Source organism: Leptolyngbya sp. FACHB-1624 (genome assembly GCF_047649235.1).
GTDB lineage: Bacteria > Cyanobacteriota > Cyanobacteriia > Leptolyngbyales > Leptolyngbyaceae > Leptolyngbya > Leptolyngbya boryana.
This window is the reverse complement of the sequence record NZ_CP180258.1, coordinates 693,780-716,357: the sequence shown is the minus strand read 5'-3', so window position 1 is coordinate 716,357 and position 22,578 is coordinate 693,780. Positions and strand designations below refer to the sequence as shown.

Below are 22,578 nucleotides of genomic sequence, written 5' to 3'. Positions count from 1 at the left end.
GCTATTCTGCGGTGGGTGTGAAAGTTTTGATGCCAGGAATTTGTACCCCATGAGCGCTGGCAATGGTTGGCTGATGTAGCCGAATCAGTTGCGCTAAGGTTTTTTTCAGTTGGGTGCGCGGCACGATCGCATCGACAAAGCCGTGATTGAGCAAATATTCTGCCGTTTGGAAATCATCGGGTAGTTTTTGCCGCAAGTTTTGTTCGATCACACGCCGCCCTGCAAACGCAATCATCGCTTTCGGTTCGGCAAGAATGATATCACCGAGCATGGCAAAACTTGCAGTGACACCGCCTGTGGTTGGATGCGTCAAAACCGGGATGTAGAGTAACCGACTTTCTCGATGGCGTTGCAATGCACCTGAAATTTTTGCCATTTGCATCAGACTCAGCAACCCTTCCTGCATTCTTGCACCGCCTGATGCACAGACAATCACAACGGGAAGCCTTTGTTGAGTGGCACGCTCGATGAGCCGAGTAATTTTTTCACCGACGACCGAACCCATACTGCCGCCGATAAAGCGAAAGTCCATCACTCCTAAAGCAACTTGGCAGCCATCAAGCTGACCAATTCCGGTTTGCACAGCTTCGGTAAGTTTGGTTTTTTCTTGAGTATCTCGGAGATAGTCGCTGTAAGACTTACGAGCGCGGAATTTTAAGGGATCAGTGGGCAGGATATGCTCATCGATCGCGACCCAAGTATCGGGATCAATCAATTGCCGAATCCGCTCTGGACTGTAGACGCGCATATGATGACCGCACTCCAGGCACACCATTTGATTTGCTCTCAAATCTTTGGTGTAAGTCAAAACACTGCACATCTCGCACTTCTTCCAAAGTCCATCGGCGATTTCACGCTCTTGACCTTGAGGAATTTTCGAGTCGGACTTGCGCCGATTTGCAAACCAATCAAAGAGTGACATGGGCAATCCCTATCCTTCGCAGTGAGAACAATGAAATTTAGCAGGTTTTATAAATCGTAAGTACGATGAGCGCAACCTCTTTCAAATCCTATATAAAAACGTGGCTTTTCTCACAAATTGTGCTGCTTTAGAATTCGTAACCGTAAATACTGAGTTCCCGTAATTACACGTAAATATATTTATTAGTCGTAATGTTACTTAATCAGCATGTTATATTCCGAACATTGCTCTCAACAATCCGCGAGGAAATAAACTATCCTCGCAGTGCTAACTGCAGTACCATTTTCCAACGTGTTGCCTAATGGTAACCGCAGAAATTTAGCTCTATTTTTTGTTGTTCTGAGATGAATGCAGTGCCACAGCTTTACCGGATTAGCTGTGATCTCAAACACACATGCGTTCATCCTATCAAAATCTGGGAATTCTAATTTTGAGTGCCGTGGCAAGACTGAAATTCACCTGTTGATATGAACAAGTATGTTGCTGAGTTAGTGGGTTCGTCTCATTACCGCGCGATCGCGGATGATGCCCTGAAAGATGAGGACAATGCCGCCTGGGTAATGGAACTCGAACCGGAAGTCCGAGCGGTTTGGCTAGAGAGGATTCGCTGGATTCGGATCGCTGATCGACTGGCTGAAAGCGAAATGATTGAAGGGAATTCTGGTCATTTCCAAGACTTTTGCGCATCTTGGCGTTGGCTAAGTGCAACAGGCAGAGTGCAGCCTGCGGGGACGCATCGTGTGCTATTTGAATCGATGTGCAATCTGTGGTTCAACAACTGTGACCCAACTTCTCACCTGTCTCTAAAAGCTTGGGAGCGCTATCTTTTAGCCCTCGATCGGTATACTCAAAAAGATATGGTTTTTGAGACAATGGAAGAGTTTGAAGTCATGATGCGTGCGCTAGCTGCTTCATTCTTTCAGGTTTTACCATTCTTGTCAACTACCACTTGGCAGATTGTTGGAGCATTCGGTACGGTTGACCAGTTTTACAACATTCTTCGCGATCTGCGCGAAGATGCCGAGCAAGGCATTTGCTATTTGCCAACCGAGCTGCTAGATCGATTTGGGATCAGTCGATCTGAGATTTTGGAATTACGGGCGCAGGAGAATCCAGGCTACCGAGCAATGATGGAATTCTTGATTTATGAGTATTTGCCCACGCTGCGCCGTCGAGCATATCCGTTTATTTTGTCGCCAGATTTACATCCGTCTTGGCAGATTCTACGGGAATGGTCAATGACTCGATATGCTCGGATTGAACGGGTTTTTCGTCGTTGCGGATATGATTATATGCGATTCCCGCATGTGTACTGGCGGGAGGTGCAGCGAGATTTGGTATTGATGATGCCTTCGCGGTGGAACGCGACCACCACTTATCCGCACGGAGGACGGTTGAGTGTATTGAACGATCGTCATCACAAGCTGCGTAAGTTTGCATCAATGAACACCGAACTGCTGAAGGTCGGAGCTTGAGTTGTGAAAAGCACGAGCGTTAGCTTTGAGATGAAGCCTAGCTTTCTAGCCTAAGTCAAAATGAGCCGCTTACAATTCCTGACCATTGAACTTTTTTCAGCTTCTCACGGCGATATGAAAAAAAGTTTTTTGAATCTTGATAAGTACAGTGGGGTGCGATCGCGATTTGCTCAGGCGCAATTCCCATCTGTTCAAGTTGAATTGCAATCACCCGGCGCACATCTAAACGAGCGCGTCCGGGAGTCGAATCTGGCAAAATTGGCGAACTGGGCAGGCTGAGTAATTTCTCCAACTCGGGTTCTGCTCGGATCGAAGCTGCCACTTCTAATGCAACTTGATGTGAGACTTGATAAACTTCACCCGAAATCGCTGGACCTAATGCAATTCGGACATCCTCAAGTTGCGTTCCTTGGGCTTGTAATTTCGCGATCGCCATCGGCACAATCTTTAACGATGTGCCTCGCCAACCCGAATGCACGGCAGCCACATTTCCTGTCTTCGCATCCGCAATTAAGGCAGGCGTACAATCGGCACTACACGCCCAAACCGCTTGCTGCGATCGCTCGGTAATCATGCCATCTGCATCAGATAACTGTTCTAAATTTCCTGGATACTCCAACTCTGACGGGGATAAGACCGTATTGCCGTGAACCTGTTTGACCCGATATACCTCGGAAGCCGGGTCTAACGCCTCAATCAATTCTTCTGGCATTCGTGGCGCACACTGTTGCGTAAAAAAGCCATGCTGCCAAGGCTGAAGTAGACTACAGGTTAAATAAGGCAATTCGTTCCAAGTTTGCCAGTGCCAATTATGCATAAGGGCATTCACGAAATTTCTCTTCGTTATCGTAACGGTTTATTGCGATGACAGGCAGTTCTTTGCCCACAAGAATGAAGATTTCGTAAATTATCTGGTGCAAACTCGCAGAGAAATACGACTGTTCATTCTCTTGAAACTTCCGCAGTTTTACTCAGGTCACACAGCGGTAAATCAATCGTTAACAAAGCAGTTCAAATCCTGAAAAAGCTGGCATCATGGCAAGCGAATTGTTCTACGAAAGACTGCGAGATCATTTGTGAGATTTCGATAAAACTAATTCCCTAAATCCGGATTTGTACTCAAAACCCAGTACTATATGACTGGAGATTATAGTTAACTAATGTAAAGAATTCCCAAGTAGTTATCGAGCGGAACTTAGTCAGAGTCATTACCGACGAGTGAACACGAGCAAAGCTGAAAGAGGACAGTACAGTATGACGCAACGACCCACCCCGACCCACCCCGACCGGAGCCAAAAGCGATTACTCAGACGGCTTGGATGTCTCGGTAGTTTGGGTGTCTTTAGTAGCAGCATGACCCTAGCACAAGCTGCTCCCATTATTTCTCCTTCCCCGATCGTCGTTGCACCATCATCTACATCTACAGCGACCGAGCCAACGCCTCCGGCTCCTGCAAGTGCAGCCGCTCTGACGACTACTTCAACTCCAAGTCCGGCTGTTCCGGAAGCTGCAGCCGAACCTACACCTCCGGCTGAGATTGAGATTCCCGAGTCTTCTCCCGTTTCAGAGTCTCCGTTGGTTCAGCCTCAACCTGCTGCGAGTCCCGCTCCTAGCTATCAAGCTCCCGATGAAATCGTCATTGAGCAGCGAAATCCGACCACAACCAAGGTCACAACCGCTCCTGCAAAACCTACAGGCATTGGTAACACTGTCTCAAAAGCGATTTCTGGAGTCATTCGCCCGACCTTTAATCAGGCAGATCCTGAAACCGCAGTCTCAGTAGAAGCAGCAAGTACCGCACCTAGCGCAACTTGGACACCGCCTTCAGTTGTGCCGCCTTCGTTTGTCCAAAATTATTTCAACCGTACGGTGCGTCCTCTGGGTATGCCTGGAAATGGCGATGTGCGTCTGCTCTTCCCGCTTTCCGTTCCGGCAGTGATTACCTCGGTATTCGGCTGGCGGGTTCACCCAATTACCGGCAATCAGCGTCTCCATACCGGAACTGATATTGGTGCGCCGATGGGAACGCCTGTTTTGGCAGCTTTGACAGGTCGAGTCATTTTCTCTGATTGGTTGGGTGGATATGGTGCATCCGTTGCACTGGAGCATACGAACGGCTCCCAACAAACCCTATATGCTCACTTATCAGAAGTGTTCGTGAAACCTGGGGATATCGTCAAGCAGGGAACGGTGATTGGACGAGTCGGCAGCACTGGAAATTCGACTGGTCCTCACTTGCACTTCGAGTTTCGTCAACAAATGCAGGACGGGACTTGGGTTGCTCAAGATGCAGGACTATCATTGGAACAAGCAATGGCTCAGTTGACGAGAGCGATGCAGGTAACTCAACAACCCGTCAAAGGTCCCATGCCTCGATCGTAAGAGACCCGTTACGTTTCTAAAGAAAACCGTTACGTTTCTGAACGTCTGATCTTCTGGGAAGATCAGACGTTTTTATCGTTTAAAGTTTCTTCCCAACTAACCAGAGTAGTCCTGCATCGACAAAGGTGAGTGGGTTATCTAATGTTCCGGCTAAGAGGCTGAGGAAGAGAAAATAGCCGAGTGTCGCGATCGCAATGAATTTAATCAAAACTAAACTTGCCATAGCTAGATGAAGAGGAATCTATGTTGTGTAGAAGTAATACACTCGATCAGATAGACATGTCAATTTTTTAGCCGTAGTTTATCAAGATAGAGTGACATTTATAAGCTTTATCAAGATACTACACATTTTGTGTCTTTTCCATCACTTGAATTTCATAAATTTTGTGCATTCTGGGTAGAGATACAACTCTAAAACGCCAAAAAACGGATGTTGCAAAAAAAAACGCAACATCCGTTTTTGGTTAGATGAACGGTTTAGACGATCGTGAAGCTCGACTGGAGTAAGGTGTTCGATTGCACTCCAACTAGCGTTGTGAGAACTTCTTGGCTGCGTGTCAGTTGAATTAAGGTGTGATTGACCGACGCGCCAGACCCTTGAACGATCGAGAGGTCTTCAAATCGCAAGTTGCCTGATAAGCCAATGCGATCGACTCCGACTTCAAAATCCAGAATCAGATCGGCTCTATCCTGTCTGCGAATCACGAACGTATCGCGACCTGCGCCGCCGACTAAAACATCATTGCCTAATCCTCCAAATAGCGTATCGTCACCATCGCCACCTCGAAGCGTATCGTTACCGCTGAGTCCGTAGATGATGTCATTGCCGTCTAGACCGTTGATAACATCGTCTGAGTTATTGAACCCGTCAATGACGTTATCGAGTTGATTTAAGAAGGTGACTGTATTTCGGTTGAAAACTCTGCCACGCACCACATCCGAATTGAGCACATCAAAATCGTCTGCGATCGTCTTCTGTGCATTGAACAGAATATTACCGATATTGAGTGCGGCTCCAGTTTCTCGGCGCAAATTGTCTAGGGTGTCTAGACGGAAGTCTTTGAGCGTCACAATCGGGCTATCGGGAGCCGTAAAAGAGATCTCAAGGTCGTTGCCTTTTTGCGTGAGTTGGAGATTTTTGGCGTTGAGTTCTGCACCTGTGAATTTGAGGGTATCGACTTCTGAGATTGTGTTTGCGCTTGGATTGGTGCCACGTCCGATTCCTCCAAAATTGACAATCACTGTGCGATCGCCAGATTGGATATCAAAAATCTTCTGTCCGCCTTTGCCATTGGGTTGAGCGAAGGTGAATTGTGAAACGAGCGGATCGTGATCACTGACTTGATTGGCAAATTCGGAGTTGATATGAACCACATCGAATTTTGCATCGCTGTTAGTGAACAGGTTGCGGCTGACTAAGATGTGATCGAGCGCCTGAGCATTCCCCTCAAAGTTGTAGTTGTACCGCTGATTTGGACGGAGCGTGTCATACAGATTCACTAAAGACTGATCACCGGTCAGAATGTCTAACGGTGCAGAAAACTGGAAGTCGTTCAGATCGCCTGTGACAATGACATTCGCAGCCGGATTTTGCTGAAGAATGCGATCGACGAGATCTTTGACGATTTGTGCTTGCTCGATTCTTTGGGGTTCAGTCGTTAAAGTTGGCGGTTGGAACTGTCCAAATAGCGGTTGATCTCCCCCTTTCGAGTTGAAGTGATTGTTAATGACAAACACTTGATGACCACCATTGAATCGAAACTCACCGACTAGCGGCTTACGCGAATCGAGAAAAGCAGGATTGGTTGGACTCAGGCGACCTGGACTTGCGGAAAGTCCATCTTTGTTAAACGTGGTGTCTACTAAGGAACCGCCCCCCGGACGATCGACAAAGTTGACGCGCTCTGGATTGAACAAGAAGCCGACCCGAATGTTCGCTCCCGGTTGTCCTCCATCTTGATTGTTCACCGGATCGATTTGGCGATATTCATACCGCGTCCCCCCTGCTGCAACGATCGCATCAATTAAGCGTTGATACGTCACGCTGGCATCAACGACACCATTGTTCTGTGCGCCGTTATTGTCTTGAATTTCTTGAACATTCAGAATGTCCGGTGACTTCAAGTTTTTGACAATCTGATCTGCCAAAGCAGCGAACTGGGCGACACCGCTGGTTGGACTGAGATTCTCAACGTTGAACGTTCCCACAGTGAGTTGATTCGTACTGCCTTGTAAGGATGTCGTTTCACGTTGTAACCCACCCGATGTGGTAATGAGCGGTTCAGTGTTCAACAGTTTGAAATTGTTGAAACTGTAATCGAGTACGCCAGTAATGCTAGAGAAGCGATCGCCGACATTCACTTGGGGGGGGTTAGATACGATCGCATCATCTACAATGATCCGCTCTGGATTAAAGTCACTTGGCTGGATGATGATTCCGCCTCGATCGGTGCGAGGAGACGCATGTGCACCATTGTTTGCAAGTACAGCAATCTCGCCGAAATTGTTCGTGGGACTGACTGCAACCGCATCTTTCACTTGCACTCGCATTCCTTCTAAGCTTTCGTAGAAGTCAATGCCATTGGTATTCGGGTTAAAGACAGAACCCGGATTTTCGACATTGCCATTGACAGCACCACTACTAATCACTTGGTTTGGTGGAATGCGTCCACCCGTTCCAATGACAGTTGCATCAGGCAGTGGATTGTTGCTCGACAACACTCTAAAGGTTGCGGCTGGATTACCTGCTCCACCAATTTGAGTTGTGGTTAAGTTTGTACTCGTTGTGCCACCCGGACGAAACTCACCGACAACACCATTCACTTGAACTGCATCGCCCACTTTCACAGTAGGAGCTGTATTGGTAAAGATGAAAATGCCTTCAGAGGTTGCAGAGTTAGTATCGGGAGTTGGATCTTGAATGTAGAAGCCATTGTTCCGAACAACCGTGACAATCCCTGCAACATTGTTCACAGTTTGACCGACGAGTAGCGATCGCTGTGCTGCTCCTTGAATATCACTAATTCGAGTAGGCGGATTGAATTCTAGGACAGCAGTCGTTTTACTAATCTCATTGGTGACAACGAGGAGAGGTTTCCCGTTTGGACTCTCTTTAGCAGCAATAAAAGTCAGACCTTCAGGACCCGAATCTGTTGTTCCGGAGGTAGGGCTGACTCTGAAATCACGCGGATTGAAGTACTCGACAAACACGGGTTTGCGCGGATTTGTCACCTCGTACACCATCACACCGCCAATGCGTTCTAACCCGATAAAGGCATAGATACGATCGTTGATCGTTCCAACGACGACTGCTTCTGGTTCAGGTCCTTTGTTGTCGCTGCGATTGTCGAAATTGTTTGCTGCATTGTCAGAGTTAAAGAAGCTAGGAAAAGCAGAAGCTGTAATCTGCTCAAACTGATCACCACTGTCGAACACGAGATTGCCCTTCGTGTCGCGAATCGAGAATGAACGAGTTCCGAGGACTTCAATGCGATCGAAGAAGCCATCGCCATTCGTATCCCCTGTTGCAGTCGTAACAGTTAACCGTCCCAAATTTGTATCGCGCTTCAGATCGGTAGCATTGGGAAAGACACTAGGATCAAGGCGATAGTTACTACTTCCTACTCGAATTTCTTCAGAAAAGCCTGTATAGTCACGGGCATCACCTTCATTGGCAGTAATGATGAAAGTTTCACCATTGACTGTAAATTGGGCGATCGCATCGGGTTGATACATGCCGAATACAGGTTGATTGCGAATGTTAATTGCATTATCGCGATCGCTGGCATCTAGCCCATTGCTTTGATTAAAGCTGACAATTCCTAATTTGATCGTATTAGGAACGGTTGTCCCAGAGAGAACCCCATCTTTTGCAGTACTACCGCCGACTCCAAAATCATTGTCGTTGATTAACGCGATCGTGTTCGCATCAATTCTTGCTAGCCCTTCTAGCTTTTCAATGCCTGTATACCCTAGAGCAGCAGCATTTGTGACCAGCCGCTTCGTGATAGGTCGAAGATTGGCGGCACTCAGTTCTGCGATCGTCAATTGCTCAATCGTTTTCCCGCCAACACTGGTGACTGTGCCAATGTTAGTCGCACCTTTGAGATCAATCTCATACAGTAACTTGTTCGCATTCGTTCCACTGCGATCGTCTCGCTCAACGACTAAGAATTTGCCATTTCCCAGTGCGACGGCATCCCCAATCTTGTCAGTTCTCGCATTTCCACTGCCGCTAATATCATCCAGAATGTAAAGATATTCACCCGTGACAGCTTTCGTTGTGATGTCAAACTCTAGGACTCTCAGGTTGCGAGAACTCCGGGAAGTACTATCGTTTGCAGTATCAGGATTGTCGATCGCGCTTTGAATGAAGGCATAAAGTTTGTTTCCTTCTAAAGCAACTGCTTCAAATCCGCGATTATTGCGGCGCTGTGCATAGACTTCTGGTAAAACAGGTGTGCCAAAGCTGGCATTTTCAGTGGGTGAACCTTTGGGAATAAAGCGATCGATCAACCGACCTTGTGGATTGAAATGATAAATCGCAGGTCGATATTCATCTACTAGCCAAAATGTGCCATCTGCTGCAATAGCTAGCCCTTCAAAATCGCCTCCCAGTGGGTCATTTTCCAAGCGATTCCCAAACAGATCTACTGGAATTTCATCTGTAAAAGCAGTGCCGACAGCCCCATTCTGAAGATTTGGTAAGCCTGTGAGTGGAGTACCATCGGGACGGCTTAATCCAATTCGATCAGTTAAGGTAATCTCACCAGAGGCTTGATTGAGTTCAAATCGAATCAGTTGAGGCTGAAAATCAGGCAAGGCGAAAGGACGACCGAGATCGCCAGCTTCACCATTGGGTCCGCGATCGGTGTGCGTCACAAATTTCAGATTGCCATTCGCGGCAATTCCTTCAAACACCAGTCCAGAGAAGCCACCCAGTAGAATCTCTTGCCCAGGTGTCGTTTGAGCCGGATTGTTGGGATTAGCTGTGGCAGTCTTACCCAAAACAGGCAGATTCTTAAACTCGTAGGATTTCAGCGTGGGCAGCCCTTTGCTGTGATCCTTCAAACCTAGCGGTAACAGATCAGTCACTTTCGCAGTTGCAATATCCACAACTGCGATCGCATTATTTTCCTGAAGCGTCACCCATGCCGTCTTGCCATCATCTGAAACAGTGATATATTCCGGCTCTAAATCTTGTGCAACTGTTGCATTTGGTCCATAGATCCGAATACCTTTCGCTTGTAGATCTGCTTTCTGATTATTGAAGCTCTCAAATCCAGCAGTACTTACAGTTACATTCGCAATGCCATTGGAGATGTCGATGATACTGATCGAGCCAACAGGATCAATCGAATCCGTCTGATTGTAGCTATTCGGCTCCCCTTCATTTGCTACCAGAATCTTTTTACCATCTGGGGTGAATGTCAACATGTCAGGAATTGCACCGACTGCGACACTTCTTTGAATGTTACCTTGAACATCTAAAAAGACAACTTGACCCGGATCAGTTTTGCGAATGCCATCAATTGCAACTGCAACGATGCCATCTTTTACTGCAACGCTATTCGTCCCACTCCCAAAAGGAGCAAGCTCGATTGAGTTAACCAACTTTGGAGCTTTCGGATCGCTCAAGTCTACAATTTCGAGCTTCGTGCTTCCTCCAATCACAAACAATTGCTTGGTCTCAGCATCATAAGCAGAAATTTCTGAGCCACCTGCTAGTGCTAACCCGCCAATTTTGGTGAGCGTGCTAGAGTTCGGTACAATCGCATCAGGCGCAAGAGCTAGATTCCGAATGCGAGTATCTTTGGTAGGGTCAACATCGGCTGCATCGAAGCTGCCAATCGCTTTGAGATATTCTGCAAACGCATCTTGTTCGGTTCCATTATCTGCAAAGGTGGCAACGCCAGTCCGGGATGGATCGAGCAGGTCTACTCGATTCGCCTGTGTTGGATTGGCAGCGATAATCTGCGGGAATGGATAGCCATCTCCTCCGGTTGTTGCTCCTGGTGCGCCGACTAGGAAGCTTAAAGTCACCATGCGGAAGGTGCGAGTTGGATCGCCAATGATTTGCCCACCTCGGACAACTTCCTCGATCGCGTTGCCATTGGCATCAGTAATTGAGAGCGATTGGACTCTTTCGCCTGGAGCCGTTGCCGTGCGAGCGGTGCGAGTCGGATCAAAGCTAAACTGAAATCCTCCAATCTGTGGAAAAGATCCCGGAGTCGCTCCTGGGCGAACGCCAGCAACACCATGCTCTATCAAGTCTTTTAGCTGAGCCGCAGTCACGGTTACAAGGGTCAAAGCATTGTTAAAGCGTAAGGAATTTTCAATATCGAGTTGAGAGATCTCTCCTGATTTTTTGTTTGCTAGGTCGTTTGCACTCGGCGGTAAGCGATCGACGGCTCCTGTGGCTCCTCCTGATCCACTGACAAAGCCAATGTTGTCACGAATTCCGCCGCCATTTTTTAGGGAAAGGACAACATTTGTATCGGTCTGACGGGCTGCAAACAGATTTGCATCTGCGGTGAGATTGCCTAGGTTGGTCTCCTGCGTTCGGACATCTTCTCGCGTTCCATTGAGAAAGACACTAGTGCTGCCGAAAATGCTGCTGTCTTTTGGAATAATGACGCGATCGCGCAAGGTTTGAGCGATTTCGACAATCTCAGGATCAGGAGTTCCGGGATTTACCGCAACCAAAGCACTCACACTGGCTGCATCTGTGGCATAAGCTCCATTGATTAAAGGATTGAGCGTAGAGAGATCAATCTTACCTTGCGCATCAAACTCAGCTACTAAGCGCCCTACATAATTGTAGTTTGCAGCCGTGTTTACGACTAGAACGCTTCCGGTTGGAGATTGTTCAACCAATGGATAAATTCCAGCCGCAGTATCACCAGGACGTAAGCGATCGGTACTATCGGCTAGTAATGTGTGTGATCCACCTGCAATGATCACATCCACATTTGACAGGCGTTTAGCTAGCTCTCGTTCGATGAACAATTGCTGCATGTGCGCCGTGACGACAATTTTGTTGATTCCAGTATTCGCGAGATTGTTCACCTCAGCTTGAATGATTTGGGCGAGGGCATCTAACTGTTCTGGAGTCGGATTTCCAGCAAAAGGTTGAGGTGTAACCACGACACCCGCACCGGGAGAAGAAATTGCGGGCAGAGTTGGAGTGGTTGCGCCAATGATCCCGATTTTTTCACCTCCAACCGTGATGACGGTACTTTTGGCGATACTGTTGGGGCGCGGAGCTTGTCCATCTGGGACAACTAATCCTCTCAACGAAGCATCATTTGCGAAATTGAGGTTTGTACTGAGATAAGGGAATTGTGCGCCTGGATAGGCTCCACTTACATTGAGGACACTTGCGATCGTATTGGTTCCTAGGTCGAATTCATGATTTCCAAGTGCCGATGCTTGAAATCCGAGTTCGTTCAAGATCGCAATGTCTGCGCGTCCAACTCCTTCTTGACCGAGTAATGCTCTTAATGCAGGATCACTGCCTGATGAGAAAAAAGGACCAGGAATAAAGTTGTCACCTGAAGACAAAATCAACGTGTTGGCGTAGTCATCTTTCAGGGCGTTAATTACAGTTGAGAAATTAACGGAATCGGTAATTGCGGGAATTCCAGCTTCAAAGTCAGAAGCATGGAGAATCTGGAGTTGAAATGCCATAAGTTGAAAATCAGTGTGAGACTTGATGCAAGAGCTATGAAATACACCCGCTCTATTCGTCCCACACCAACTTTAAGAACGCGCTAAGTCCGATTTAAGAGTATCAAACGCTACTGGTCAGTTCACGCGAACTTGAACTTCTTAAAGTTTGCATCAATTATTTTGTTTGCAGGAAATCATTCATACCAAAAGACGATCGTGCTTTTGAATTCTCGGTCAGGAGGCGTTAGAGAAAATGACCGGAAGCGCGATCGTCAGAAATAAATTGATTCAAGTTTGAAAACTAATCTCTTCTTTCTTGAGATTCAAGGTCTTGCATAAAACAGCGTTCGAGCAGTTCAACGCGATAGTGGAACCAGTAACGGCGTGGATTCAAAATCAACGGATATGCAAGATGGAAAAGTGGCTGATTGAGATATTGCCAGACCGGGAAACGAGGTTTTAGTGGAATCATGGGAGCCATTCATCTAAGTATCATGTGAGGGCGACACCGAATTGAATCAGGATTGTGACATTCTGATTCGATATGGTTTTTGCTACTACCAAGATGGCAAATTTCACCTAGGACTTCCCTGGTAAGGATCGCGGAACCTTTTTGATCAATTTTTTTGCAAAGTTCAGTAATTCTAGTGAAAGAAATCTTACTGAATTAGGGTCAGGAGAGAATTGCCCAAATATTCGTACTGTTCAGGGGTGTTATACAACTGAGCTGAGATTCGCACTAAGCGTTGGGGAGCCTGGGGAAAAGGAACGATGGGCACTTCAATGTTAAATTTCTCTAACAATGCGTCTTGCAGTTCTACATAAGAACCATTGGGTAACGGGATAGTTGCTAATGCTCCAATCATTTCTTCTGGACAAGGAGGAGCAACATTCAGCATTTCACAGAGTTGCTTTCTGGCGGAGATCGCTTTATCTCGATTTTTTGCCCTAATTTCGTCCCAGCCTCCCGGCAACAGCGATCCCATATATGCGATCGCGCTTGGAACTGTTAAATATGCAGTCGGATCGTCTGTGCCCATCCAATCAAATTCGAGGTGGAACTTGGAGCGATCGCGACGAGGAGAATTTGCACCGTGGCTAATTGTTAGGGGGCGAATCTCAGCTTGCTTCTCTTTTTTCACGTAGAGAAAAGCGGCTCCTTTCGGCGCGCATAGCCATTTGTGACAGGTTGAAGCGTAATAGGTCGCCCCTAATGTGGTGAGATTCAAATCCACCATTCCAGGGGCGTGAGCGCCATCGATCAGGGTATCGATTCCACGTTCTGATAGAGTTTGGACGATTTGAGCGATCGGAAATACAAGCCCGGTCTGACTGACGACATGATCGATTAATGCCAAGCGGGTTCGCTCAGTCACTTTTGCCAGAACTGCTTCAATGACTTGAGAAGGAGATGCGATCGGAAAAGGGATGTCAGCGACCACAACTTTCGCACCACAGCGCGCGGCGACGAAATCTAGCGCATTTCGGCAGGCGTTGTATTCCTGACTGGTGGTGAGCAGTTCATCGGTTGGCGAGAAAGTGAGCGATCGTAACACTGCATTTACGCCAGTGGTCGCATTGGGGACAAACACCAATTCTTCCGAACTCGCACCAACGAATTCAGCTAAACCATCTCTGGCTCGATCGAGCAATCCTTCAAATTCTCGTCCTAGAAATCGCAGGGGTTGCCGTTCTAAGCGGTTTCTGAATTCTTCTTGAACTCGCAAAACCGCGATCGGACATGCTCCAAACGAGCCATGATTGAGAAAGGCAATATCTGGATCAAGCATCCAGTGTTTGGAAATGTGATTCATCTAAAACTCCCCAGACAAGATTCGAACTTGTGACCAATCGATTAACAGTCGACCGCTCTACCGCTGAGCTACTGAGGATTGCGTATCTCGCGAGACTAATCATAACCCGACCTTCTAGAATTATGCAAGCCTTTTCTCAAAATTTCTTAGATCATCTCGAATCAAGTTGGAATTATGCCGAGTTTTCAGGGGTTTTCGGGCAGCAACGCTGTCTTCGCAGTTACCTTGAATCAAAGGATTTGGGGATCGCTTCGAGTCCCGGCATCCAGCCCTTTCAAGGTGTTATTTCCAGGTCAGATGAAAACCCTGTAAACCAGTAATCTATTGATCTGCTCTCGTTTCGATCTCCAGGATGCTCTAGATTCGTTATATTACATTGGCTCACCTTGGAAGGGCTGGTTTGACTACCTAGATTTGGGGGCTTGGCGTTGGATTTTTGCTAGAGCCTCCCTCGCTTTGAGTTGAACCTTTTGACTGGGATCTCTCAAGAGTGGGGTCAGATGAGGAATGGCTGATTTTGCTGCCGACCGCATTACGCCCAACCCATAAGCTGCCGCACCCCGTACCGCCTCATCTGGATGCTTCAATTGTGCAATCAGTTGAGGAATGGCAGGTTTGCCAAGCTCTCCTAGGATTTGGGCTGCCTCATCTCGCACTCGCTCATTGGGTTCTTTTAATAGGGAAATGAGCGCGGGGATGACCTCTGGTGTCTTCGCACCCATTTCCTTTAAGACAAAGGTTGCCCGACTCCGCGCTTCGCTATGAGTCGATTTTTTGAGCAGCGTAATCAGGGTAGGAAGGAAATCAGAGGCAGGTGCGCCTATCATCCAGAGCGTTTGGGCAACCATGCTGTGTACGCCAGGGTCAGGATCGTTTAACAGGGGTTTGAGATGCGGGATCGCTGCTTTACCAGATTTACCGATGAGCGCAACGGTATAGACAACATCGAATCGTATGGTTGCATCTGTATCTTTGAGCAGTGGCATGAGGTGAGGAATAGTAGGAGATCCAAGACTTGCTAAGGTAAAGACGTATTGACCCCGAACCGCTAGATCAGTTTTGAATAGCGTCACTAATTTAGGAATTGCAACGTTTGCGGCTTTCCCCATTCTGCCCAAGGCTTGCACGGCTTTGTCTCGCACACCGCTATCTGGATCATCAAGGAGAAGAATCAGGTGAGGGGTTGCTCGACTTGCTGTTGTTCCCATTTGTCCGATCTCAAAAGCGGCTGCGGTGCGATCGCTTGCCTTCGGGCTTTTCAATTTCTGAATTAATGCGGACAGAGAGGCTGGACGCGATGCCGAAGATTGGGCAAGGATGCGATTGGTCGGGGGAGTCGTAGCAGCGTTTGGCTCGACTGGGATAGCAATGGTTCCCCAGACGACGATTAGACTGAGTAAGTTAAGGTTCAGACATCTTTGCATCTTTCGGATCACTTAGAAAATTAAGGTGTATCTTCTTTTCTGATTCTAGGTTCCAGTCTTAGAGAGGTTATGCCGTTGGCTGCGATCGCGCTTGGCAGGTTAGGAGGGCGCTCCAGCCCTTTCAAGGTTTTATTTCCAGATCAGATGAAAACCCTGTAAACCAGTAATCTTGTTCCACAATTGAGCAACTACAGTACTTTTTCAACAGTGAAAACAAGTTGAATTGATCTGCTCTCGTTTCGATCTCCAGGCTGCTCTAGATTCGTTATAGTACATTGGTTCACCTTGAAAGGGCTGGTTCCGGCATCTTAAACGAATGCAATGAGTATCACGGCTCTGACTTGGTGTTAGGGTAGGTAACTGTGTGCTTTGCGATTGTGAGCTTTTCATTTGTCGATCGTTAAAAATTAACCGATGCAACTTCAGATCCAGACTTTCACCGTTCATAAGCGTTTTGCGCTCAAAATTAGCCGTGGCACTACAGCCCAAACTACGAATATTTGGATCAGGATTGAGCAAGACGGTATTGAAGGATGGGGGGAAGCTTCGCCTTTCTCAATTGGAGAAAATCCCCAAACGACTGAAGCGATCGCGCGGTCTCTTCAAGCGATCGCACCTTTGCTGAAAGCGTTGCATCCTCTGGAGCGTCAACGCATCGATCAATTACTTTCACAGGCTCGGATTCCTTCTGCGGCGCGGGCCGCGATCGATATTGCATTACATGATTGGTTGGGCAAATCGGCAGGGCTACCGCTTTGGAAGCTTTGGGGACTAGACCGCGATCTCATTGTTCCAACTTCAGTGACGATCGGGATCAATACGCCAGAAGGCGCAAAACAGCGGGTTAAGGATTGGCTCGGTAAAGGGACGATCGAATCGCCACGACAAGACATTCGAGCGCTGAAAGTCAAGCTAGGAAGTCCAGAAGGCATTGCAGCCGATCAGGCAATGTTTGAAGCAGTGCTAGAAGTGGCTCCAGATATTGAGCAGATTAGTGTCGATGCCAATGGGGGTTGGACAGTCGAATCGGCGTTGAAAATGGCGCATTGGTTGAGCGATCGCAAAGTCACTTATATCGAACAACCGCTCGCAAAAGGGCAAGAAGCTGAACTGACGAAGCTGTTTTATCTTTCTCCTTTGCCAATTTTTGTCGATGAGAGTTGTTTTACGAGTCAATCTATTCCAGCTTTAAGCGATCGAGTGCACGGGATCAATATCAAACTGATGAAATCTGGAGGGTTGAGTGAAGCGTTGCGTATGATTCATACGGCAAAAGCTCATGGCTTGAAAATTATGTTTGGCTGCTATTCGGATAGTTCATTAATGAATACAGCACTCGCTCATCTCTCGCCCTTCGCGGATTATTTGGATCTCGATAGTCATTTGAATTTAGTTGATGATCCGTTTGTCGGTGCAATGTTTGAAAGTGGGCGTGTGATTCCAAATCAAGATCCAGGTTTGGGCGTTTCGCTGAGGGCAAGATCATGCTGAGATTAAACGATCGAGTTGCTGTACTTTTGCATGAAGGCATCCAAGGAACACAGGGTAAAACAGGCTTAGCTTTTACTCGTGTGCGCCCTGATTCAGTCGTGGCAATTATTGATCATCAATGTGCTGAACAGTCTTATCAAGATCTAACCAAGATTGTGTGTCAGGCTCCGATCGTGAGTTCGGTGACGGAAGCTTTGAAACATCAACCGACTGTTTTATTGATTGGGATTGCGCCTTCTGGAGGAGTCTTACCTGATTCTTGGTTTGCGGAAGTTCGGCAGGCTGTGGAGGCTGGTTTGTCGATCGTCAATGGGCTGCACACCCCTTTACTCCCGAAATTTCAAAACCTTCAATCGAATCAATGGATCTGGGATATTCGTCAAGAGCCACCTGGATTACAAATTGGAACTGGAGCAGCGAGATCGCTGACTTGCCGAAGAGTGCTCACCGTTGGCACAGATATGAGTATTGGCAAGATGTCTACGAGTTTGGAGATGCATAAGATTGCCGAGCAGAGAGGATTGCGATCGCGGTTTCTGGGTACGGGACAAGCTGGAATTATGATTGCAGGGGATGGGATTCCGCTCGATGCAGTGCGAGTTGATTTTGCTTCAGGTGCAGTTGAACAGCTTGTGATGCGTTATGCAGACCAGGACATTTTGCACGTCGAGGGGCAAGGTTCTATATTTAATCCAGCTTCAACGGCGACCTTGCCTCTGATTCGCGGTTCGCAGCCGACTCATTTAGTTTTAGTGCATCGGGCAGGACAAATGAGCATTCGCAACTTTCCGCAGGTGCCAATTCCGCCTTTGAAGGATGTGGTGCAGGTTTATGAATCGCTTGCCTCTGCGGGTGGAGCGTTTGCAGCCGTGAAGGTGGCAGCGATCGCGTTGAATACAGCTCATTTAGAACCAGATGCGGCGTGGAGAGTGATCGCATTGATTCAGGAAGAAACGCAGCTTCCTTGCACTGATCCGATTCGATTTGGGGCTGATCTGTTGCTAGACGCGGTTCTAAACCGTGAAATGGCGATCTAAATGTAACGAATTTGTTAGACTAGCGAATGGTTCAAGTCGCCCTGTCCTCGCGTGTCTAAGTCGTATGTCTAAAGATAATCCGCAAACGAATTCTTCAGTAGAGACTCAACAAGCAGCTGAGCCTGAAAAAATTCTCTGTCCGTATTGCTTACGAACTGCAACGAATGGGATCAAATGCCAAGGCATCTGTGTTGCGGAAAGTGGTTATTAATGAATCGCTAATTAGCTCGTTTTGTAAGTGGAAAAATCAGGGTTTTCCTCTCCTCCCGATGCATAGCAATTACTCATCTATCAGAGGTGAGCCAATTCCCAACCATTGCAAAGCGTCCAACAAATCTGAGTTGCTAAGTTACCGATAAAAACTTGCACAGATGCCATGAGATGTCCATCCACATTTTTATGTAAATAGGCTCCAATTCAAATCGTATATTTAATTCCTAGATTTTCCACAAACTCTTTTTCCTTTCCTTTCAAGTAGTCTTCTCTTTTAACAATAAATTCATCGATACTGTTCTCATACATTTCAAGCATTTCCTGAGTAATGAAATGCTGCTCTAGAACTTCAGGGGAAGAATTTCTGATAAAGTAATCGAGGGATTTTTTTCTTTTATCTTCTTCAAACTCGGAAGATAGTCTGAGAACAATATTAGCTGGTGTTCTATCTTTCTTTGAAGAAGCGGAGATAAAGAATTCTTTTACTCCTTCCTTATCTTGAGTTTCATTCTCTCGGAGAAGAGAGTTCAAATAAAACAATTGAAGCGCTTTTGGTCTTACACCTGTGAAATTTAGCTTGTCTGGATATTTTGCAGTGCTGAAACGAATATCATTGTTTAGCTTGTAAACTCCATCAGGATGCTCACCCTCTGCAAAGCGACAGAACTCTTGATAAGCAACTCGCTGTTGGCTAAGAGAGTACAAGGTAAAATAGTTAGAATAAGTTGTTATCCAAAACCAATCTTCCAAAGATTTGTATTGTTCAAGAGAAGGCGTTGAATTTAACCTAAAGTATTCTGAAATAAAGATTAGCTGTGTTGGATAAGGAAGCAAGCGAACATGTACTACATGAAGTCTTTTATATAAAAAGGCTACGGCTTTCCTAATATGGGCATATGCTTTCTTGGCAAAATTTTCTAAATCTTCTATTAGATTTTGGCTTCGTAGCTCTTCTATTTTCACATCAAAATAGATTTTTCCTTTTGAATTGGAGATGCAGTTTAAAATTGTGTCTCTCTTTAAGTCTTCAAAATTATAGGTGTTTAAATCATTGAGGAATTCAGTAATTGAATCACTAAGTAGAAATCCAGTTTTATCGTTATAACTTAGTGCAGATAGCATAAAATCTTCAGAAATTTCTGTCCCTGTTGAGTTTATTCGTGAGAATATTTCAACAGCGCTTTTTATATCTCCTCCTTTTATCTCTACAAACGGCAACTTATACTTATGTAGAATATTATGCAGATTTCTAGCATTTTCAATGTATTCGTTCTTTTCAGATTCTGTAAATTCCTCCTTGTCTAGTTCTCGCAAAAGATTGAACAGCTCTCGATTACCGTAAATTTCATAAAGTGGAATTGAAAGAACACTTTTCTCTTTCGTGTTCTTCAGCAAACTAAAGTTATTTTCCTTAATGTTAAAGTAAATAAGAAAGTCTTTATAATTACTATTATTGTGCTGTTTGTGATCTTTTGGATTCGTAAGTGCTCCGAATAATGTGGAGATTCTTTGGAATCCATCTAGAACATATTTCACATCATCAGTTTCATCTTCTTCAATGATATATGGACCTACCTCTTGTTTAGTTTTATATCCTTTGGTTTTCCAGAATAGTAAACTTCCTATGGGATATCCTTTTAGGATGCTGTCAAAAAGTTCAAGCATTTGGGAAGGCTTCCAGACAAAGTCTCTCTGAAATATAGGTATTTTATACTTACCATCAGCTACATCAGATAGTAAATCTTCAAGAAAAATCGTATCAGGCTTAACATTAATTTTCTCAGTCATAGTATTTTTGCAATTTTTAGTAGTATCTGCTCGATCTCAGAAATACATTCTCCTGCTTCATCTGTAAAAAATTTGTGATGCTCACATCTTTTCTCAAGCTCATGATGAGGGAAACTAGCAAGAAACATTTGAGGGAATTTTTCTTTTATGCTTGCTTTCCCTTTTCCAATGTTGCTTTGATCATATTCTATAAAATCTAATTCTTCAGCAGTTTTACTTAGTAATGCATTTTTCTGAATTGGGGTTATTGACTTTATTTCTGAGAATAAAACATTCAGAGGAACGTAATTTTCAATTTTTCTCTTATGGAGCACGTGCCAAATAATTAAATCGTCATGCTCATAAGCATAGTCATTTTCACAATTAATCTGCCTGCCCTTGAAGTATTCAATTCTCTTCTTATGCTTAGGTAAATCGCCAGGATTCTCTTTATCACTATCAAAAATTGCCATCAATTTGTAGCGAAAAACTTCGTTGTATTTTTTGCTTTCGATATGACTATTTGCTATCTTCTCCATATCTCCAATGCCACCACAGTGCTCGGACTCTAGGGCTTCGCTTTTTATTGCTTTATCAATCAGTTGATAAATTGTTTGTCTTTTTGTTCTACCACTACTGTATTTCTGAACAATACCTTGAATAAACTTCCAATCATTAATTCCATTCTCGACAATAATCATTGAACGCTCTGTAATAATATTATGTAGGCTTCTAGGATGAACTTCTTCTTTGCTCTTATCAATTCCTACAACAATAGTTGTGAGATGTTGCTTGTGTAAGAGAGTAATGTTAATGCGGCTTATCTTACTTAAAAATTCCTTAAAATTTGCTCTCTCAATAGCAGAAAAATACTTTTTACATATTGGATGTCCCTCAAAGGTATATTCATTATTTTTGTTATAGAAAACTGACTTTATGCTCTTAAAATCTAAGAAATGATTGTTAGGCTTCATCAATATCCTAAGGATCTCTGCCAAGAGATTTTGTAAATCTTCATCTTGACTATTAAAAACAGAAGGATTGAAAGATATGATCATTTACTTTGGTCTTTCCTGTTAAGTGCTTGTTGCATTTCTAACACTTCTTTTAGTCCTTCATCAAATACTCCATCTCTCCAATCGCTTAGCACTCCATCTTCATCAATTGTAATTTCCATTAGTGCTTGCCCTTTGAGTTCTGCATCCTCTAACCAGTAGATGATAATGTCATCTTTTGTGAATCCAAAATCATTTTCAATTACCAGTTTCCGAAAACGCAGCAGCATATTTTCGGAATGTGTCTCAATAATAAAGAATTGATTGTTTTCTTTTGTAGATTTAGCAAACAACTCAGCTAAATCTCCATGTGCGGCAGGATGTAAATGCAATTCGGGCTGCTCTAGAACAATCATGGAATCAGGTCTATCTCTGATATTTGCTCTAACTACTAATGGCAGGGCTTGATTCATTCCTTGCCCAACGTCTACTAAGTTTACGTTGCTATCATTTTTAGAGAGCAAGACCTGAATGAGAGGCTTTTTGCTTCTGTCATCTACTATTAGTTCCCAGCCGTCAAAATGCTCTCTATACCATCTTCCTACATTCTTATGTAGGTCATCGTCTTTTTTCAATTTGCTGATTCCAAGCATTTTATAGGCATTCTCACCTGCAATACCTGTATCTTTAAAGCATGTCTGACCTGTTAAATAGAAATACCTTTCAGGCAGTGCTCTAAAAGGACCAATGTAGTCAACATCGATTCCGCTGATGGCTAGGCTTTTAGATAGATCGTTAATTGTATTTTTCTCAAGAAGTTTTGTTGGAATAAATCCATTAAATTTGCATTCATAGCGCTGATTACTTATGTTATCTAGATACTCTCCATTGTTAAGTTCAAGATCTAATTCAAGATCAAACTCTTGCTTATCGTCTTTATATCTCCATTGCACAATGTCTAGCCCGTAGCCTTCCTCTTTTTTGAGAAGACCTACCTCTAGTTCTACATGCTCTTCAAAACTGACTGCAAAGCTTAATGGAAGCCCACCTGGATTATTGTCAAAAAATAAGTTGTCAAATTCATCGCCTAGCTCAACACCACCATTACTCAACAATAATGGCTCATCGTTTTCCCCTTTAAGCGAGTTTTCCAGTAAGGTAAATAGTTTCGCTATTGAACTTTTTCCCGAACTGTTTTTACCAATTAAGATAGTGATCGGTTTTAGTTGAATCGTTTGCTTCTCGAAAAACGCCTTGTAATTTTCAAAAGAAATAGATTTTACTCTCATGTTTTTAATGAATTAGCTTACAATTTGAAAAGCCAAAAAAGCCCTGCCACCGAATAGTAACAAGCTTCTCATAAATAATAATCTAGCTTTCCCAACTT

General features: G+C 45.0%; 15 protein-coding genes and 1 tRNA gene. 5 read left to right on the top strand and 11 right to left on the bottom strand.

Translation table 11 applies throughout. The features are described from left to right. Position 1: 1 nt before the first annotated feature. Positions 2-922: an acetyl-CoA carboxylase, carboxyltransferase subunit beta gene (accD, locus tag ACMUEV_RS03335; RefSeq protein WP_017290712.1), complete on the bottom strand. Its 921-nt coding sequence runs from the start codon at positions 920-922 to the stop codon at positions 2-4. 467 nt (positions 923-1,389) lie between these two features. On the opposite strand from accD, the gene ACMUEV_RS03330 reads away from it, so the two are divergent. Next, positions 1,390-2,397, top strand: coding sequence for a squalene/phytoene synthase family protein (locus tag ACMUEV_RS03330; RefSeq protein WP_017290713.1), 1,008 nt, complete (start codon positions 1,390-1,392; stop codon positions 2,395-2,397). Between the two features lie 55 nt (positions 2,398-2,452). Here ACMUEV_RS03330 and pgeF read toward each other — a convergent pair whose 3' ends face one another. After that, on the bottom strand, positions 2,453-3,214 hold the full coding sequence (gene pgeF, locus ACMUEV_RS03325) for a peptidoglycan editing factor PgeF (RefSeq protein ID WP_017290714.1): 762 nt from the start codon (positions 3,212-3,214) through the stop codon (positions 2,453-2,455). Between the two features lie 437 nt (positions 3,215-3,651). Here pgeF and ACMUEV_RS03320 point away from each other — a divergent pair, with 437 nt between their 5' ends. Further along, on the top strand, positions 3,652-4,779 hold the full coding sequence (locus ACMUEV_RS03320; protein WP_190651829.1) for a M23 family metallopeptidase: 1,128 nt from the start codon (positions 3,652-3,654) through the stop codon (positions 4,777-4,779). Positions 4,780-4,858: 79 nt separating this feature from the next. Here the strand turns inward: ACMUEV_RS03320 and ACMUEV_RS03315 are convergent, their stop codons facing one another. The 6 genes from ACMUEV_RS03315 to ACMUEV_RS03290 all read right to left on the bottom strand — a co-directional run bounded on the left by ACMUEV_RS03315 (position 4,859) and on the right by ACMUEV_RS03290 (position 15,688). Further along, the gene (locus tag ACMUEV_RS03315; protein ID WP_017290716.1) at positions 4,859-5,002 is read right to left on the bottom strand and encodes a hypothetical protein; all 144 of its coding nucleotides are present in this window, start codon (positions 5,000-5,002) and stop codon (positions 4,859-4,861) included. A gap of 254 nt (positions 5,003-5,256) precedes the next feature. Next, positions 5,257-12,468: a choice-of-anchor I family protein gene (locus ACMUEV_RS03310; protein ID WP_277880387.1), complete on the bottom strand. Its 7,212-nt coding sequence runs from the start codon at positions 12,466-12,468 to the stop codon at positions 5,257-5,259. Between the two features lie 283 nt (positions 12,469-12,751). After that, entirely contained in the window at positions 12,752-12,922 is a 171-nt protein-coding gene (locus tag ACMUEV_RS03305; RefSeq protein WP_197693230.1) for a hypothetical protein, read from the bottom strand. 187 nt (positions 12,923-13,109) lie between these two features. Beyond that, a complete protein-coding gene (locus ACMUEV_RS03300) occupies positions 13,110-14,264 on the bottom strand; it encodes an aminotransferase class V-fold PLP-dependent enzyme (RefSeq protein WP_190651831.1) in 1,155 nt (384 codons plus the stop codon). A 6-nt stretch (positions 14,265-14,270) separates the two neighbouring features. Next, a tRNA-Asn gene (locus ACMUEV_RS03295) sits at positions 14,271-14,342 on the bottom strand. A 326-nt stretch (positions 14,343-14,668) separates the two neighbouring features. Further along, positions 14,669-15,688, bottom strand: a complete 1,020-nt coding sequence (locus ACMUEV_RS03290; RefSeq protein WP_190651832.1) for a HEAT repeat domain-containing protein — start codon at positions 15,686-15,688, stop codon at positions 14,669-14,671. Positions 15,689-16,102: 414 nt separating this feature from the next. Between ACMUEV_RS03290 and ACMUEV_RS03285 the strand changes: the two genes are divergently transcribed. The 3 genes from ACMUEV_RS03285 to ACMUEV_RS03275 all read left to right on the top strand — a co-directional run bounded on the left by ACMUEV_RS03285 (position 16,103) and on the right by ACMUEV_RS03275 (position 18,427). After that, on the top strand, positions 16,103-17,179 hold the full coding sequence (locus ACMUEV_RS03285) for a dipeptide epimerase (protein WP_190651834.1): 1,077 nt from the start codon (positions 16,103-16,105) through the stop codon (positions 17,177-17,179). Continuing rightward, positions 17,173-18,216 (top strand): DUF1611 domain-containing protein, encoded by a 1,044-nt coding sequence (locus ACMUEV_RS03280; RefSeq protein WP_190651836.1) that lies wholly within the window; start codon positions 17,173-17,175, stop codon positions 18,214-18,216. Before ACMUEV_RS03285 ends, ACMUEV_RS03280 begins: the two co-directional genes overlap by 7 nt. 64 nt (positions 18,217-18,280) lie before the next feature. After that, on the top strand, positions 18,281-18,427 hold the full coding sequence (locus ACMUEV_RS03275) for a hypothetical protein (protein ID WP_017290724.1): 147 nt from the start codon (positions 18,281-18,283) through the stop codon (positions 18,425-18,427). 206 nt (positions 18,428-18,633) lie between these two features. Here ACMUEV_RS03275 and ACMUEV_RS03270 read toward each other — a convergent pair whose 3' ends face one another. Genes ACMUEV_RS03270 through ACMUEV_RS03260 form a run of 3 tightly spaced genes read right to left on the bottom strand, consistent with a single transcriptional unit; the run spans position 18,634 to position 22,480 of the window. Then, positions 18,634-20,217, bottom strand: coding sequence for a DUF262 domain-containing protein (locus ACMUEV_RS03270; protein WP_190651838.1), 1,584 nt, complete (start codon positions 20,215-20,217; stop codon positions 18,634-18,636). After that, a complete protein-coding gene (locus ACMUEV_RS03265; protein ID WP_190651839.1) occupies positions 20,214-21,254 on the bottom strand; it encodes a hypothetical protein in 1,041 nt (346 codons plus the stop codon). Before ACMUEV_RS03265 ends, ACMUEV_RS03270 begins: the two co-directional genes overlap by 4 nt. Next, complete coding sequence (locus ACMUEV_RS03260; RefSeq protein ID WP_190651841.1) at positions 21,251-22,480, bottom strand: DUF3696 domain-containing protein; 1,230 nt, start codon at positions 22,478-22,480, stop codon at positions 21,251-21,253. The genes ACMUEV_RS03265 and ACMUEV_RS03260 overlap by 4 nt, the downstream gene beginning before the upstream one ends. Positions 22,481-22,578: the final 98 nt, after the last annotated feature.

What these genes read in the sequence shown, in the direction of transcription:
- ACMUEV_RS03280 (WP_190651836.1), top strand. Translation starts at nt 17,173, where the DNA reads ATGCTGAGATTAAACGATCGAGTTGCTGTACTTTTGCATGAAGGCATC.
- ACMUEV_RS03275 (WP_017290724.1), top strand. Translation starts at nt 18,281, where the DNA reads ATGTCTAAAGATAATCCGCAAACGAATTCTTCAGTAGAGACTCAACAA.
- ACMUEV_RS03300 (WP_190651831.1), bottom strand. Translation starts at nt 14,264, where the DNA reads ATGAATCACATTTCCAAACACTGGATGCTTGATCCAGATATTGCCTTT.
- ACMUEV_RS03265 (WP_190651839.1), bottom strand. Translation starts at nt 21,254, where the DNA reads ATGATCATATCTTTCAATCCTTCTGTTTTTAATAGTCAAGATGAAGAT.
- ACMUEV_RS03310 (WP_277880387.1), bottom strand. Translation starts at nt 12,468, where the DNA reads ATGGCATTTCAACTCCAGATTCTCCATGCTTCTGACTTTGAAGCTGGA.
- ACMUEV_RS03315 (WP_017290716.1), bottom strand. Translation starts at nt 5,002, where the DNA reads ATGGCAAGTTTAGTTTTGATTAAATTCATTGCGATCGCGACACTCGGC.
- ACMUEV_RS03330 (WP_017290713.1), top strand. Translation starts at nt 1,390, where the DNA reads ATGAACAAGTATGTTGCTGAGTTAGTGGGTTCGTCTCATTACCGCGCG.
- ACMUEV_RS03270 (WP_190651838.1), bottom strand. Translation starts at nt 20,217, where the DNA reads ATGACTGAGAAAATTAATGTTAAGCCTGATACGATTTTTCTTGAAGAT.
- ACMUEV_RS03320 (WP_190651829.1), top strand. Translation starts at nt 3,652, where the DNA reads ATGACGCAACGACCCACCCCGACCCACCCCGACCGGAGCCAAAAGCGA.
- accD (WP_017290712.1), bottom strand. Translation starts at nt 922, where the DNA reads ATGTCACTCTTTGATTGGTTTGCAAATCGGCGCAAGTCCGACTCGAAA.
- ACMUEV_RS03260 (WP_190651841.1), bottom strand. Translation starts at nt 22,480, where the DNA reads ATGAGAGTAAAATCTATTTCTTTTGAAAATTACAAGGCGTTTTTCGAG.
- ACMUEV_RS03290 (WP_190651832.1), bottom strand. Translation starts at nt 15,688, where the DNA reads ATGCAAAGATGTCTGAACCTTAACTTACTCAGTCTAATCGTCGTCTGG.
- ACMUEV_RS03285 (WP_190651834.1), top strand. Translation starts at nt 16,103, where the DNA reads ATGCAACTTCAGATCCAGACTTTCACCGTTCATAAGCGTTTTGCGCTC.
- pgeF (WP_017290714.1), bottom strand. Translation starts at nt 3,214, where the DNA reads ATGCATAATTGGCACTGGCAAACTTGGAACGAATTGCCTTATTTAACC.
- ACMUEV_RS03305 (WP_197693230.1), bottom strand. Translation starts at nt 12,922, where the DNA reads ATGATTCCACTAAAACCTCGTTTCCCGGTCTGGCAATATCTCAATCAG.